This is a genomic window from Loigolactobacillus jiayinensis (assembly GCF_003946445.1).
GTDB lineage: Bacteria > Bacillota > Bacilli > Lactobacillales > Lactobacillaceae > Loigolactobacillus > Loigolactobacillus jiayinensis.
The window spans coordinates 26826-42657 of sequence record NZ_RHOF01000009.1 but is presented as its reverse complement, the minus strand read 5'-3'; the positions used below and the strand labels follow the sequence as shown (position 1 = coordinate 42657).

The window sequence follows — 15832 nt, the reverse complement described above, 5'->3', positions numbered from 1 at the left end:
GTGATATGGCACTATCGAAAAATGTAATGAAGGTTCAACCATCCGCAACATTGGCAATGTCAGCTAAAACAAAGGCGTTGATCGCTAAAGGCGTCGATGTGGTTAATTTATCGATTGGCGAACCTGATTTTGTCACACCAGAATATATTCAAGAAGCAGCTATTGAAGCCATTCGTTCTGGTAAAACTAGTTTCTACACTGCCGCTGGTGGGCTACCAGAATTAAAAACAGCAATTAGCCAACGCATCGAAGCTGAAACTGGCGTGCATTATGATAATAAGCAGATCATCGCCACAACTGGGGCTAAGTTTGCTTTGTATCTGATTTTCCAGGTTATTCTTAATCCTGGGGATGAAGTGTTGTTGCCGGCACCATTTTGGGTCAGCTATGCTGAACAGGTTAATTTAGCTAGTGGACGGCCATTAGCAGTTAAAACAACTGGTGCTGGACATAAAGTGACTGTTGAGGATCTAGAAAAGGCACGGTCACCACGGACGAAAGCGCTGGTGTTAAACTCACCACAGAATCCATCAGGCCTGATTTATACAGCTGAAGAGCTCACTGCCATTGGTAATTGGGCAGTTTCTCATGATGTATTAGTGATTTCTGATGAAATTTACAGTAACCTGGTTTATAACGGCAATCAATTTGTTTCTGTAGTTAGTTTAAGTGAAGCTATTCGTAAAAATACCTTATTGGTAACGGGTGTTTCTAAAACCTACGCGATGACAGGTTGGCGCATGGGTTATGTCCTTGGTAATCCAGCCATTATTAAGGCAATGACCACCGTTGCAAGCCACGCAACCGGTAATCCAACGGCAGTCACGCAATACGCCACGATTGCGGCGCTAAACGGTAGTCAAGCAGATGCAGAAAAAATGCGGCAAGCTTTTGAACATCGATTGAATTATTTATTCCCTAAAATTCAAAGCTTACCGGGCTTTGAATTAGACGAGAAGCCACAAGGCGCCTTTTATTTATTCCCGAACGTGAAACGCGCAGTAGAATTGTGCGGTTATTCAACAACTGAGGCGTTTGTTGAAGCCTTGCTTGAAGAAGCTTACGTTGCCGTAGTACCAGGACGTGCCTTTGGCCAACCAGACCATATCCGAATCAGTTACGCCAACGATTTAGATTCGTTAACCCAGGCCTATCAGCGGATCGCTGATTTCATTCAGACTAAGGGTAATATGGACGCCTAGCTACAAAACAGAGTGTGCATAAAACACTTATTAGCCAAGATTGACGAATAATAACTGTAATAAAAACAAGTGAGATAGGGCCATGTTTCAACTAGACGAACTGTGCCGTAGTTGAATGGACACCGCCACGAACATTAAAGATTTTTACTTTAGTAAAAATCAACCTAATTAAAGTGAGATAGGGGAAATTTTTAAATGGTTCAGCAAATTAATATTATTGACGCTAAAGATCATATTGATGAGGAGGTTAAAATCGGTGTTTGGTTAACCGACAAGCGCTCTAGCGGTAAAATTGCTTTTCTGCAATTACGTGATGGGACGGCTTTTTTCCAAGGTGTTTTAGTTAAAAGCGCCGTTAGTGAAGAAATCTTCCAATTAGCTAAACAGCTACATCAGGAATCTAGTATGTGGGTTTACGGTACGATCCATCAAGATACACGCTCAAAATTTGGTTATGAAATCGAATTATCTAATATCGAGCTTGTAGGTGAAAGTGAAGGCTATCCCATTACGCCTAAGGAACACGGCATCGACTTTCTATTAGATCACCGCCATTTGTGGTTACGTTCACGGCGACCATTTGCCATTATGAAAATTCGTAACGAAGTGATCCGCGCTAGTTATGAGTTTTTCAATGCCCGTGGTTTTATTAAAATGGATTCACCAATTCTAACCGGTAGTGCCCCTGAAGGCACAACGGAATTGTTCCATACGGAATATTTTGGTCGTGATGCTTATTTGTCACAAAGTGGTCAGTTGTACGCTGAAGCTGGTGCCTTGGCTTTTGACAAGGTGTTCACTTTTGGTCCCACTTTCCGCGCTGAGGAGTCGAAAACACGGCGGCATTTGATTGAATTCTGGATGCTAGAACCAGAAATGGCCTTTATGCATCAAGAAGAAAGCTTGAAAATCCAAGAAGAATACGTGGCTTTCTTAGTTCAAAATGTGCTTGATCATTGTGATTATGAATTAGACCTATTAGAACGGGATAAAGAAGTGCTCAAACGCTACACCAAGTTGCCTTATCAACGGATCAGTTATGACGATGCTATTACAATGCTGCAGAAAAATGGCTTTAAAGTTGATTGGGGTATTGATTTTGGTTCACCAGAAGAAACTTTCTTAGCTGATCAATTTGAGCAGCCAGTATTTGTTTTAAACTACCCGAAGAAAATCAAGCCATTTTACATGAAGCCACATCCAACACGTGAAGACGTTGTGATCTGTGCTGACTTATTAGCACCAGAAGGTTATGGCGAAATTATCGGTGGTAGCGAACGGGCAACGGATTATAATTACCTGTTAGAGCAGATCAAACAAGCTGGATTAGATCCTAAAGAATACAGTTGGTATCTGGATCTACGTGAATACGGTAGTGTGCCCCATTCAGGTTTTGGCCTTGGCTTAGAACGCGCCTTGACCTGGATTTGTGGTGTCGATCATGTGCGTGAGACGATTCCATTCCCACGTTTATTGAACCGCATTTACCCATAATGAGGAAAAGAGTGTCAAGCAAGCTGGCCGGCGTAGCAGGTTCAATTGCGGCACTCTTTTTTTGTTATAGTGCTGCAGGTGAGTTTTAACTAGCTAGACTAGTGCACAAAATCTGGGTACTTTTTTAAACACGCTTTAGAAAAGGATGGCAATATGGACGATACCTTTATGCAACAATTTATTAATGCTGGCCAGACGACGGTGTCGAGTCTGTTACTGGCCCATTTCCACGAATTAGGCATCACCAATGACGAGTTTTTGGTTTATTTAGAATTAAAAAGTTTTTACGATGCTGGGAATCATTTTCCGGATATGGCTACGATTGCACAACGACTGCGCTTATCCAGCACGCAGGTCTATCAAATTATTCACCGGATGATCCAAAAGAAAATTTTGACTATTGATACGACTCAAGACGAGCAGGGCCGCAGCCAGGATCAATATGATTTTGCTTTGATGTACCGTAAATTAGCGACCTATCTGGGTCAGCAAAAGCGGCAGGCCGTTGTTGAAGAAACCACTGATCAGCGGCAGCAGTTATTTGAACAAATTGAAACAGAATTTGGCCGGCCGTTATCGCCAATTGAGTACGAAACAATTGGTGCTTGGTTAGATCAGGATCATTACCAACCCGAGGTTATCGGCTTGGCGTTACGCGAAGCGGTGCTGAATCAAGCCTATAGCTTGAAATATATGGATCGCATCCTACTAAGCTGGGAGCGTAAGCATTTAACCACCAAGCAACAGATTCAGCGAGAACAAGAAAAGCGCCAACAGCGGCAACCAGCAGCTAGTGCGGCGGCCACAACGCCGACTAGTGCGATTCCGCAGATTCCGATGTATAATTGGGCAGAACCAACCGATGAGGATAAAGATAAGCAATAGGGGGAATGGGGATGCTGTCAAAGCAACAAACACAACAAGCTGTAGCAATTATGGGTGAAATGTTTCCTGATGCGCAACCATCATTAGATGCGCGGACACCATTTCAATATATGATCTCAGTGATGCTTAGTGCGCAGGCTACCGATATTTCCGTTAATAAGGTGACCCCCAAGTTATTTACTGATTTTCCTGACCCACAGACGATGGCTGCGGCGAGTGAAACGACTTTACAACTCGCTATTCATAGTATTGGCTTGTATCGCAATAAGGCTAAGCACATGAAGGCAGCCAGTCAAGCCTTATTAACCGACTTTAATGGCGTAGTACCGCACACCCGCGCTGAGTTAATGCAATTACCAGGGGTGGGGCGTAAAACGGCTGATGTGGTCTTAGCGGACGCATTTGGCATTCCGGCGTTTGCTGTAGATACCCATGTCACACGTGTGACCAAGCGCTTGCACATGGTACCGCAAAACGCCACGGTATTGGAGATCGAGCAGAAAATGATGAAGCAGTTGCCGGAAGACCAATGGGTTACTGCCCATCATCAAATGATTTATTTTGGTCGGTATCAGTGCCTTGCCCGCGCTCCTAAATGCGCGCAGTGTCCCTTATTGGAGCTGTGTGCTGATGGTCAACACCGCTTAGGGTTGAAAAAATGAAATCAAAAAAGAGCTTGATCCCGCAAATAAATTGCGTGGGTCAAGCTCTTTTTAAGGTTTAGCCACTATACTTAGCCACTAATTACCAGTGTTGTCAGTTGTCGTACCAGTACTTGGTGTCGTAACGCTACCAGTCCCCGTGCTAGGTGTGCTACTAGTTTCGGCAGTACTACCGCTGGATGTGTCCTGTGATGTGCTTGGGGTGGTGCTACTTTGCGTTTCACTAGACGAAGATTCAATTGCCGAACTGGAGGCACTGCTAACCGCTGAACTAAAGCTGCTGCTAGCCAGACTAGAACTACTGCTAGAGCTACTAGAACTACCATCACTATTTTTCTTACTTGTGCTGGTGGTGCTGCTGGCAACCTTAGTCGGCTGGGTGCCACGAACAAATAATTCACGTGTGATCTGACTGCTGGAAGCACCACTAGCTGCTAATTGCGCAGGATTGGAGCCTTTTAAGATATTAGCAGCAACAACGCTACTTGGCTTGGTCCAATTCTTACCGCTAGCATTGGTTTCTGTATTAGCGTATTGCATCAATTCACGGTAAATGCCGCTCGCAATTTGTTGCTCGGTTGCAGTTAGACCGTGTTGTTGTGGTTGATCGTAGCCAGTCCAAACTGAAATGGCGTAGTCATGTGAGTAACCCGTGAACCAAGAGTCTTTAGACATACTACTTGAAATACTGGTGCTATTGGCCAGCTCATCACTGGAATAGTCAGTCGTCCCAGTTTTACCGGCTTGATATAAACCACTAATTTGCGCATTCGTCCCAGTACCGTCAGAGATAACATCCTTTAAGACGTCAGTGATCATATAGGCAGTTGAGGACTTCATTGCGCGCTTACCTGATGGATCAAAGGTTTCACTGGTGCCATCTGGTTTGTCGATTTTATTGATCAAGTACGGCTTGTAGTAGGTCCCACCATTGGCAAAGGCAGAGTAACCAGCGGCTTCTTGGAGACTGGAAACATCCGCACCAATTGCGTTTTGCAATTCTAATGTCTTATCAAAGGAAACGCCTAAGCCTTTGATAAATTGAGTTGCTTTACTGATGCCGACCTTATCCATAGTGCGAACGGCAGGAACGTTCCGCGATTGCGCTAAGGCAGTCCGTAATGAGATGCGGCCGAGGTACTTGAAGTCCCAATCATAGAGCTGCGTACTGGTGCCCGCATAGGTATAGGCGGTGTCTTCCATTTGCTGATAAGTTGAATAATTCAGGTATTCGATTGCCGGACCATAATCCAACATCGGCTTAATGGTCGATCCACTGCTCCGACTTGTTTGGACAGCGCGATTTAAGCCAAATTGAACGTTACCCGTTTTCCGACCGCCAATCATCGCCATCACTTTACCTGTTTTAACGTCGGTCATGGTGACCCCAGTTTGTAATAAATTATCAGGGAAGCTGACGTAATTATCAGTGTTGACGATATCGTATAAACGTTTTTGAACTTTCAAATTTAAATTAGTGTAGATCTTTAAACCGTCAGTGTATGGGTTTAAGCCAGTTTTCTTTTTGACTTCGGCGACGACCTGGCTAATGTAGGCATCAGTCACGTTATCGGTCTCGGTATTAGTTTGTGCCTTTTGATCGACTAAGCCATCAGTGATTGGCACTGCGGCGGCAGCCTTAGCTTGTTGACTCGAGATTTTTTTGTTAGCTACCATTGATTGCAACACGGTATCCCGCCGTGCTTTAGCGGCAGATGGATTGACGTAAGGATCATAGGTGTTTGGTGCTTGGGGCATGCCGGCAATTAATGCCAGTTGCGCTAAGCTTAGTTGCTTTAGCGGCTTATTGTAATAGTAATGTGCCGCTGTTCCCATGCCGTAAACCCCATTGGCCAAAGGTACTTTATTGATATAAAATTCTAAGATCTGACTCTTGGAGTAAGAACGGTCAACTTTGATTGCTAGCCAGGCTTCTTGGGCTTTACGTTTCAAAGTTTGATCAGATTTTTTGGTTGAAAATACAGCTAATTTAACTAATTGCTGGGTCAACGTGCTCCCACCTTGGAGCCCAGAGCCACTACCAGTGACGTTGGCATATGCGGCACCAAGTATACGCACTGGGTCGATCCCGAAGTTAGAATAAAAGCGACGGTCTTCAGTGGAAATAACAGCATCTTTTAAGGTTTGTGGGATGGCGTTACCGGAAGCATATGTCCGATTTTCCACCCCTAGCGTGCGAATTTTTTTGCCAGTACTGTCGTAGATCACCGAAGAAGATTGACTGGACAGTTGTGCTTGAGTTACTTTTGGCGCATTCATGGCGTAATAGGCGAACAAGCCACCGCCAGCCACTACAAGAAGTGCAAAAAGGGCGACTAACCACAGCAATATCCGGCGAATGGGATGCCGTTTTTTGGGCTTTCTTGCTGCAGATTTACGCCGTGCAACACGTGATTGATTATTATTGGCCATGATGATCTCCTTTATGAATAGTTAGCGTGGCAATGAATTGATCAACTGCCGTTAGATAAGGAATTCGTGGTTTCAAAGCATAGTGTACTTCAAAGCCATTGGTTTCAATATCAGCTAATGGAATTGATTTGCGGCCACCGGTAATTTGCTGATCCCAGTGGGCAATCAACGGTGAGGCAGGATAAACGAATAAGCGGTCTAAACTAACAAAACGCATGATCACAAAGCAGATACCTGCTTGACGTAAACAGTGGCGCATGTGTTCAATTTGATGGTCGTGAAAGTTTTTTAACGGGAAGCTGGCCTTATTCTTAGTTTCTTTGGCCTCGAAGTCAAGGTAATAGCCTCGATAAACGCCGTTGTAATCTGTCGTTGACGGTTGGCGGAAGTAAGCCTCCTTGATCACGGCAGCACTACGTTTCGGGTAATCAACTTTCACGATTTGTAATGGTAGTGGCTTCTTATAAACGACCGCTAAATCACGTGCACGGTAAAATTGGTTACTTTCATTGATTTCCTCTTCTAATGACATGCCCCGATTATCAAAGCGGGTTTGATTGCGTAGCGGTTGCTTTTTTGGCTGCACTTTGGCATCATTGTGGTAGAGGTTGCCATTTGGATAATGAAACGGCATATGATCACACTCCTAAGCCTTTATTATAGCAATTACTAAGATTTTTTGAAATAAAATTAAGAAGGGATGCTCATGCGGTTGTGGGTGACAGGTTACCGCAGTTATGAACTCGGCGTTTTCAGCGCCAATGAACCAAAGTTAAAAATTATTAAAGCTGCGTTAAAGGCAGAAATCATTGCTCGATTTGACCAGCATTTGACCTGGGTAATTAGTGGTGGTCAACTGGGCACTGAACAGTGGAGCTTAGAAGTGGCCAACGAATTAAAAAAAGATTATCCTGAATTACAAACAGCAATGATGCTACCATTTGCTGATTTTGGCAAGAATTGGAACGAGGCTAATCAAACTGCACTGGAAGCTTTACGCGGTCAAGTTAATTTTTCGGCGTCTGTCAGCGATAAGCCCTATCACTCGCCGAAACAATTAAGAAATTATCAAGAATTTATGTTGACGCACACAGATGGGGCGTTAATGTTATATGATGATACAGCGCCGGGAAAAACACATTTCACGGTTGAGGCGATTCAGCGATATCAAGCGCAACATGATTACGAATTGGGGCTGCTTGATTTTGATGATTTACAGGATACAGCAAATAATTTTCAAGAAGAACAAGAAAATGGTTTTCAAGCGGATTAAAATTTGCTATACTATTAACAGTCATATTAATGACAAGTGCAATGAGGTGTATTGACATGGATGATTTGAATTTTACAACTCAGGATATTCTCCAGAAGGATTTTAAGACCAAGATGCGGGGTTACGACCCAGCTGAAGTTGATGAATTCTTGGATCAAGTGATCAAGGACTATGAGTCATATGACGCTAAGGTCGATGAGCTAGCGGGTAACAACCAACGCTTACGGTCACGCAACGATGAGTTAACCAAACAGGTTACAGTGAACAAGAATGTTCAAAGTGCCCAACCTAATCCGACGGTAACCAATTTTGATATTCTCAAACGGTTATCTAATTTAGAGCGTCATGTTTTTGGTGCTAAGTTGGACGACAGTAACCAAGATGGTCCACGCAAGTTAAATAGTTAATTTACCGGTGTAAACTTCGGGTGATCGCGGTCTACTTTTGTAGGCTGAGGAAAGTCCATGCCCGCACAAGCTGCGATGCTTGTAGTGTTCGTGCTTAGCCCAATAAGCTAAGGTACTGGGTGACCAGTAACGGCGGAGAACGTTGCTAAGGAGCAATCTATGCAATTAATATCCTGAAAAGTGCCACAGTGACGATCCAATTTGGAAACAAATTGGTTGGAACGGGTAAACCCCGCGAGCGAGTAACCCAAACTTATGGTAGGGGCGCTCCATGTATGGAAATGAACGACGCATGGAGACAGATTTTGTATCTGTAGATAGATGATTGCCCTCATTGATTGTGTTCCTGAGCCAGTCAATGAGACAAAACATGGCTTACAGAGGTTTACACCTTATCAGGAGACCCTTCATTTCGATGGAGGGTCTTTTTTTTGAGAGCGTGGCTTAAAATTAAAATGTGTATTTAGTTGATACGGGTTAAGCCAGTTTTGGCATGTTTCCGTAGCGATAAAAGATTAAATAAAATAGTAAATGAGGCTATAACATGACAACGTACAATTTAATTGCTACCACTGCCAGTGGGATTGAAGCTTTGGCAGCTAATGAACTTAAACAAATGGGCTATAAGGTCCAAACAGAAAATGGTCGGATTCGTTTCCAGGGTGATTTAAAAGATATCGTGCGTACTAATTTATGGTTACGCACAGCCGACCGGGTTAAAATCATCGTTGGTGAATTTGATGCCGTGACCTTTGATGATCTTTTCGAACAAGTTAAGGCGTTACCATGGGACGAATACTTACCATTGGACGCTGAATTTCCCGTAGAGGGACGCTCGATCAAATCAAAACTATTCAGTGTGCCCGATGTACAACGATTGACGAAAAAAGCCATCGTTGAAAAAATCAGCCAAGTTTACCATCGGCGTGGCCATTTGCCAGAAACAGGCGCTTTATATGCTTTAGAAGTTAGCATTCTGAAAGATCATGTCATGCTGACGTTAGATACTACTGGGCCTAGTCTATTTAAGCGTGGTTACCGGATCGAAAAGGGTGACGCGCCACTAAAGGAAAACATGGCAGCTGCCTTAGTTGCTATTACTAATTGGCACACGGATATGCCATTTTTAGATCCAGTTTGTGGTTCAGGTACGATTCCGATTGAAGCGGCCTTAAAAGGCTTAAATATTGCGCCTGGGTTAAAGCGTGCCTTTTCTTTTGAAGGCTGGGATTGGATGCCGGCTGAATTGGTCGCTGAGCAACGTGCGGAAGCAGCAGCTCAACGGCGTGATGATCTTGTACTAGATATTATGGGTGCCGATATTGATGGCAGTATGATTGAAATCGCCAAGCTAAATGCTAATGAGGCGGGCGTACTGCACGATATTGATTTCAAACAATTGGCAGTTAAAGATTTTCGAACTGAGAAGCATAATGGGGTCATCGTTGCTAATCCGCCTTATGGGGAACGACTAAGTGACGCCAGCAGTGTTCATCAACTTTACCAACAAATGGGTGACGTTTACCGGCCGCTGACGAGTTGGAGCAAATACGTTTTAACCAGCGATCTGCAGTTTGAATCCTATTATGGGGAAAAATCAACTAAGCGGCGCAAACTTTATAATGGGGCGTTACGGACGGACTTTTTCCAATATTGGGGCAAACGTGTTCACTAGGTGAATAGATAAAAAAGTTACTTTAACTTTGTATCTATAAAAAACAAAACCTCACCACCAAAAACTGTGAAAACTCACTAAAGCTGCTAAAGTTAGCGGAGGCTATTGAGCTAACCGTAAACCTAATTGCCAAACTTTAAAAAGAACCTAAAAACGTCTATTTAGGCGTTTTTTTCGTATTATCAATTAAAATATGCCATAATTTAAAAAGAAAGTCTAAATTGTATTTGACTTACTTTTAGTAAGTTGATATACTACAAAACATCAACTAATTAAGGAGTGTCATTCACACATGAAAACAACTGTACTTGATTTACTCAAAAACCGCCGCTCAATTTATACTTTAGGTAAAAACGTAACTGCTTCACAAACTGAGATCGCTGATTTGGTCAAGTCAGTTGTCCGCGAAGCGCCAACAGCTTTTAACGGTCAAACGACGCGGGCCATCATTTTGTTTGGCGATAAGCATAACCAATTCTGGGATATTGTCGTTAAACGCTTGAAGACAGAAGTTCCCACGGAAGCCGCTTATGAAGGCACTAAAGCAAAAGTTGCTAGTTTCAAAGCTGGTTTTGGCACGATCATGTACTTTACTGATGAAGACATCGTCCGGAATGAAGAACAACAATTTGAATTATATGCTGATAACTTTGCTGATTGGGCGGAACAAGCACAAGGTAACGCTCAATTAGCCGTTTGGACTGCTTTAGCTGAAAACGGTATTGGCGCAAGCTTACAACATTACAACCCAATTGTTGATGAATTAGTTCATGATGCTTTTGATGTTCCAGCTAATTGGCGGTTACGTGCTCAAATGCCATTTGGTTCAATCGAAGCACCAGCTGGTGAAAAAGAATATATGGATAACGAATCACGCTTCCGTGTGTTAAAATAATTAAGCTTTTTATCAAAGTAGCCGAATCAGACTTGATTCGGCTACTTTTTTGTGTTTAATTGGTTAAAGAGTGCTTGCTGGGCTAAATGGTGGGGACCTTGATGCTGATGATCAGCTTCCCAGACGTGCAAGACTAGTGGAAAAGCTTGTTCCAACTGTAAAATTTGATCCACTTCTGGCTGAAAGTGCTTAGCATAACCTTTTTCTAGACTAGATTGAACTAATTTACTATCTGTCCGTAATTCGAGCGTTTCACCAGTTAAACCGCGTGTATGCAAGGCCTGTAAACCGAAAATAACGGCAGCAAACTCCGCGTGATGATTGTCCATTTCGGGTAAGGCTTGCTTTAATTGTAGGCGCTGTTGCCTGTGGGTAATTAAAGCACCGGCGGCACTTGGGCCTGGTGCGCCTTTAGTTGCGGCATCAGTAGCAAGAATAATCATTAACCAACATCCTTTACAAATTTTATGAGGTGACAACATGCAACGTTCATTTTATTATCAACCTGACTTATATTCTAGCATTATTTTTTGGTCCTGGACCTTTGTCATTTTGTTTGTCAGTGGTACTGGTTGGCTGGAAATCACGACGATTCAATGGTTCACCATCGCCACGTTTATTTTATTTCTATTGGTGGCAGCCATGGGAATCTGGCGGCGGCGCTTAACCTTAGATGCCAATAATACTAGCTTAACGCTACGCCAATTCTGGCCAAAGCACCAACGGATAATTAAGTTTAGTGATTTGCAGCACGTGGTGGTTTTAACCCATGGTATTCGCTTTGAGTTAACTCGTTTACCACACGTTACAATTCTAATGACCAAAAAGCAGAAGCAACAATTGATTGCTGCATTAAGTGAATTACAAGCGACAACGACTTCACGTTAGCCATAAAACACGGTATACTAATGCTATCGCAATTACATTTTGCGGTGAAAAGTAAGCTATAAACTTAATTTAAGGGGTGTTTTTATTTGTCTGATATTGAAATTGCACAACAAAATGAGCAACAAGAGATCAAACCGATCCAAGCTATCGCTGAACAAATTGGTTTAGGTCAGCATGATATTGAACAATATGGTGAATATAAAGCCAAGGTTAAACTGGCGGCCTTAGATCAGCGGCCACTACCAGCTGACCATAAATTAATTTTAGTTACTTCAATTAATCCCACCCCAGCTGGTGAAGGTAAGTCGACTGTTACCATTGGCTTAGGCGACGCGCTGAACCAGCTACATAAACAGACCATTATTGCTTTACGTGAGCCTTCATTAGGGCCAGTTATGGGCATTAAGGGTGGCGCCACTGGTGGCGGCTACGCTCAAGTCGTCCCAATGGAGGATATTAACTTACATTTTACTGGTGATATGCACGCGTTAACGAGTGCTAATAATACCTTAGCGGCGTTGATCGATAATCATATTCAGCAAGGTAACGAGCTTGAAATCGACCAACGGCGAATTACTTGGAAGCGGGCTTTGGACATTAATGACCGTGCGTTACGCCACGTTGTCATCGGTTTAGGCGGGCCATTCCAAGGTGTTCCCCGCGAAGACGGTTTTAACATTACCGTTGCCAGTGAGTTAATGGCGATTTTGTGTCTCGCTACCAGTATTACTGACCTAAAACAGCGAATTGCTAAAATTGTCATTGGCTATAATTATAAAAAAGAACCAGTAACAGTCGCTGATTTAAAGGTTCAAGGTGCAATTACAATGTTACTCAAAGACGCACTGAAGCCAAATTTAGTGCAAACCTTAGAACATACACCAACTTTTGTTCATGGTGGCCCATTTGCTAATATTGCTCATGGTTGTAATAGTATTTTGGCAACGACGGCTGCCCTAAAATTGGCGGATTATACAATTACTGAAGCCGGCTTTGGTGCTGATCTTGGTGCCGAGAAGTTTCTCGATATCAAAGTCCCTCAATTAGGCAAACATCCCGATGCCATTGTTTTGGTGGCAACGGTTCGCGCGCTTAAGTATAATGGCGGCGTGGCGCTGGCTGACTTACAAACTGAAAATATTGCTGCCTTAACCGCCGGCTTTGTTAACTTAAAACGGCACATTAAAAATATGCAACAGTATGGCTTACCTGTAACGGTGGCCATCAATCATTTTGTTTCCGACACTGCTGCTGAAGTAGCCACTTTACAAGCATTATGCGCAGAACTAAATGTTAAAGCAATTGACACTGAAGTTTGGGCAAATGGTGGTGCTGGTGGGATTGATTTAGCCAATGCGGTACTAGCTTCATTAGACCAATCAGCAACATATCAGCCTTTGTACGATAACCAAGCCTCAATTGTTGATAAAGTGACGACCATTGTGCAGAAAATTTATGGTGGCCAAGCCGTTGAGCTTTCGACTAAGGCACAACGACAAATGCAAACCTTTATTGATAATGGTTGGGATAAATTGCCGATTTGTATGGCCAAAACGCAATATTCATTTAGCGATGATCCCAAAAAGCTAGGCGCACCAACTGACTTTAAGATCACGATTCGTGAATTTGTGCCTGATTTAGGTGCCGGCTTCTTAGTCGCGTTAACCGGTAATGTTTTGACAATGCCTGGTTTACCGAAAAAGCCCGCTGCATTGAACATGGATATTGACGCGGATGGTAAGATCACAGGCCTGTTCTAATGGTCCAAGTTCTGCCAGCAGAGCTGATCAAACAAGGCCAACAGACTATTAGTGGCAATGTGATGGGTTTAGTCCCAGGCAATGGGAGTTTAACGCCGCGTTTTATTTTAGTCGGTGAAGCCCCCGGTGCAACTGAAGTGACAGCGCAGCAACCTTTTACCGGTCGCGCTGGTGTTGAGCTGGATAAATCATTGACGCAATTAGGTGTCACGCGGGCGGATATTTTCATTACCAGTGCCTACCATAGCCGCCCGTTTAGAGTGGTCACGAAAACACATAAACGTACCGGCGCAACTTATCAGAAGATGGATAATCGGCCACCGACTAAGCGAGAACTAATGCGCCAAGCTTTTTTGCTGGATTATGAATTAGCCCATTTACCAACTGATTTAATTTTAACGATCGGTAATGTTGGTTTACAACGTTTGTTGGGACCGACTTATCGCGTAGGCGCAGTCCATGGTCAGTTATTGACTGGCCCGATCCAGCGGTACGACACCGCCAAAAAAGTCTTTGTGCCGACACAAAAGCACTATCGGGTTATGCCGACCTTTCATCCCGCTGCCGTCTTCTATAATCGGCAAATTCAAGCTGATTTAACGGCGGATTTAGCTCAATTTAAACAATTATTGTAGAAAGTAGGACCGCTTTTGTTTTATTTAATTTTATTAGTAGTGGTCGTTGGTTGTGATCAGCTGGTCAAATCATGGATCACAACGCATTTAGCCTTACAACAGATTCAAACGCTGATTCCCAACGTTTTTTCACTAACCTATTTACGCAATGATGGGGCGGCTTGGAGTATTTTACAGGGAAAGCAACTTTTTTTCCTGATTCTAACGCCGCTTGTGATCATTGTTCTTGGTTATCTATTATTTAAGGCACGTCACCAGAATCGTTGGTATGCGTTGGGGCTAACTTTGATGATTGCTGGGGCACTGGGCAACTTTATTGATCGCTTGCGCTTTGGCTACGTGGTTGACATGTTTCAGCTCGATTTTATCAACTTTCCGATTTTTAATTTGGCGGATAGTGCCTTAACCGTTGGCGTGATTTTAGTTTTTGTTTATTTAATTTTTTTCGCAGACGAGAAAGGGTAATCCATGCAAGCAGAAAATTTAACCATGACCATTACTGACGAGACTGGGCGGCTGGACAAAGTCGTCAGCAGTCATTTTACCGAATTATCGCGGGCTCAAGTTCAACAATTAATCAAAACCGCTAATGTTCAGGTGAACGGCCAACCAGTCAAAGCAAAATATGCGGTAGTAGCAGGTGATCAGATCACCGTAGCGGTGCCGGCACCAGTAGCTTTAGCAGCGCAACCGCAAGATATTCCACTAGATATTGTATACGAAGATGACGATGTACTCGTGGTCAACAAGCCACAAGGTATGGTGGTCCATCCGGCACCAGGGCATCCACAAGACACCCTGGTTAATGCGCTGTTATTTCATAGCCCGCTGTCGACGATTAACGGTGTTATTCGCCCAGGAATCGTGCATCGTATCGATAAAGACACTTCAGGCTTACTGATGGTTGCGAAAAACGACCAAGCCCATATTAGCTTAGCTGGCCAATTACAGGCCAAAACCAGCCAGCGTGAGTATCTAGCATTAGTTCACGGCACACTAAAAGAAGATAAAGGCACGATCAATGCGCCCATTGCACGGGCAAAAAACGATCGGAAAAAGCAAGCCATCGTACCAGGTGGTAAACATGCAGTCACTCATTTTGAAGTGATCGAACGTTTTGCTGAATACACCTTGATCAAATGCATCTTAGAAACAGGGCGGACGCATCAAATTCGCGTGCATATGCGCTATATTGGCCACCCAGTTGCCGGCGACCCACTATATGGCCCTAAGAAAACTTTAAAAGGCCATGGTCAGTTTTTACACGCTGCATTATTAGGTTTTAAACACCCACGGACAGGTGAACAAATGACCTTCACCGTACCATTACCACCCATTTTTGAACAAACATTAACCAAATTGCGTAAACAAAATAAGTAATCTACGAAACCCTACCAGTACGCAACATTACAGGTAGGGTTTCGTTAGCTAAATAGTTCACGAAATAGATTGACAATTAACGTGCAGGCCGGTATGATTAACCTAATAAATAAATCGAGATCCTTTAAATTTAGTCCCGTGAGGCTATTAAGGTGATTTTAGTTAAGGCGTAGTCTAGCTGGACACTACTGAATCCTCTTGCCACACGGGCAAGGGGATTTTTTTATGCAGAAAGGCGGATGG

Annotated in this window: 16 protein-coding genes and 1 other RNA gene; 14 read left to right on the top strand and 3 right to left on the bottom strand. The window is 43.4% G+C overall.

The features are described from left to right. Positions 1–5 precede the first annotated feature (5 nt). The 4 genes from EKM80_RS04020 to nth all read left to right on the top strand — a co-directional run bounded on the left by EKM80_RS04020 (position 6) and on the right by nth (position 4243). A complete protein-coding gene (locus EKM80_RS04020; protein WP_125551839.1) occupies positions 6–1202 on the top strand; it encodes a pyridoxal phosphate-dependent aminotransferase in 1197 nt (398 codons plus the stop codon). Between the two features lie 195 nt (positions 1203–1397). Further along, positions 1398–2696: an asparagine--tRNA ligase gene (gene asnS / locus EKM80_RS04015; RefSeq protein WP_125551838.1), complete on the top strand. Its 1299-nt coding sequence runs from the start codon at positions 1398–1400 to the stop codon at positions 2694–2696. Positions 2697–2864: 168 nt separating this feature from the next. Further along, positions 2865–3581 (top strand): DnaD domain protein, encoded by a 717-nt coding sequence (locus EKM80_RS04010; RefSeq protein WP_225418808.1) that lies wholly within the window; start codon positions 2865–2867, stop codon positions 3579–3581. Positions 3582–3592: 11 nt separating this feature from the next. Continuing rightward, complete coding sequence (gene nth, locus EKM80_RS04005; RefSeq protein WP_125551836.1) at positions 3593–4243, top strand: endonuclease III; 651 nt, start codon at positions 3593–3595, stop codon at positions 4241–4243. A gap of 78 nt (positions 4244–4321) precedes the next feature. Here nth and EKM80_RS04000 read toward each other — a convergent pair whose 3' ends face one another. Continuing rightward, complete coding sequence (locus tag EKM80_RS04000) at positions 4322–6676, bottom strand: PBP1A family penicillin-binding protein (protein ID WP_125551835.1); 2355 nt, start codon at positions 6674–6676, stop codon at positions 4322–4324. Then, entirely contained in the window at positions 6666–7310 is a 645-nt protein-coding gene (gene recU, locus EKM80_RS03995) for a Holliday junction resolvase RecU (protein ID WP_125551834.1), read from the bottom strand. The genes EKM80_RS04000 and recU overlap by 11 nt, the downstream gene beginning before the upstream one ends. A gap of 66 nt (positions 7311–7376) precedes the next feature. On the opposite strand from recU, the gene EKM80_RS03990 reads away from it, so the two are divergent. The 5 genes from EKM80_RS03990 (at position 7377) to EKM80_RS03970 (ending at position 10926) form a co-directional block, all read left to right on the top strand. Then, complete coding sequence (locus EKM80_RS03990) at positions 7377–7949, top strand: DUF1273 domain-containing protein (RefSeq protein WP_225418807.1); 573 nt, start codon at positions 7377–7379, stop codon at positions 7947–7949. A 56-nt stretch (positions 7950–8005) separates the two neighbouring features. Next, positions 8006–8356: a cell division regulator GpsB gene (gene gpsB / locus EKM80_RS03985; protein ID WP_125551832.1), complete on the top strand. Its 351-nt coding sequence runs from the start codon at positions 8006–8008 to the stop codon at positions 8354–8356. Between the two features lie 12 nt (positions 8357–8368). Further along, positions 8369–8739, top strand: an RNA gene (gene rnpB / locus EKM80_RS03980) — RNase P RNA component class B. 161 nt (positions 8740–8900) lie between these two features. Continuing rightward, entirely contained in the window at positions 8901–10031 is a 1131-nt protein-coding gene (locus EKM80_RS03975; RefSeq protein WP_125551831.1) for a THUMP domain-containing class I SAM-dependent RNA methyltransferase, read from the top strand. Between the two features lie 292 nt (positions 10032–10323). Continuing rightward, entirely contained in the window at positions 10324–10926 is a 603-nt protein-coding gene (locus EKM80_RS03970) for a nitroreductase family protein (RefSeq protein WP_125551830.1), read from the top strand. A gap of 41 nt (positions 10927–10967) precedes the next feature. On the opposite strand, the gene EKM80_RS03965 is transcribed toward EKM80_RS03970, so the two are convergent. Then, positions 10968–11369: a ribonuclease HI family protein gene (locus EKM80_RS03965; RefSeq protein ID WP_125551829.1), complete on the bottom strand. Its 402-nt coding sequence runs from the start codon at positions 11367–11369 to the stop codon at positions 10968–10970. Between the two features lie 37 nt (positions 11370–11406). Between EKM80_RS03965 and EKM80_RS03960 the strand changes: the two genes are divergently transcribed. From EKM80_RS03960 to EKM80_RS03940, 5 genes are all read left to right on the top strand, one after another. Next, positions 11407–11814: an EbsA family protein gene (locus EKM80_RS03960; RefSeq protein ID WP_125551828.1), complete on the top strand. Its 408-nt coding sequence runs from the start codon at positions 11407–11409 to the stop codon at positions 11812–11814. Positions 11815–11900: 86 nt separating this feature from the next. Then, positions 11901–13574, top strand: coding sequence for a formate--tetrahydrofolate ligase (locus tag EKM80_RS03955; RefSeq protein ID WP_125551827.1), 1674 nt, complete (start codon positions 11901–11903; stop codon positions 13572–13574). Then, positions 13574–14209 carry a uracil-DNA glycosylase gene (locus tag EKM80_RS03950; protein ID WP_125551826.1) on the top strand — a complete coding sequence of 212 codons (636 nt, stop codon included), beginning with the start codon at positions 13574–13576 and terminating at the stop codon, positions 14207–14209. Before EKM80_RS03955 ends, EKM80_RS03950 begins: the two co-directional genes overlap by 1 nt. A 15-nt stretch (positions 14210–14224) precedes the next feature. After that, positions 14225–14674, top strand: coding sequence for a signal peptidase II (gene lspA, locus EKM80_RS03945; RefSeq protein ID WP_125551825.1), 450 nt, complete (start codon positions 14225–14227; stop codon positions 14672–14674). Positions 14675–14677: 3 nt separating this feature from the next. Further along, positions 14678–15589 (top strand): RluA family pseudouridine synthase, encoded by a 912-nt coding sequence (locus tag EKM80_RS03940; RefSeq protein ID WP_125551824.1) that lies wholly within the window; start codon positions 14678–14680, stop codon positions 15587–15589. Positions 15590–15832: the final 243 nt, after the last annotated feature.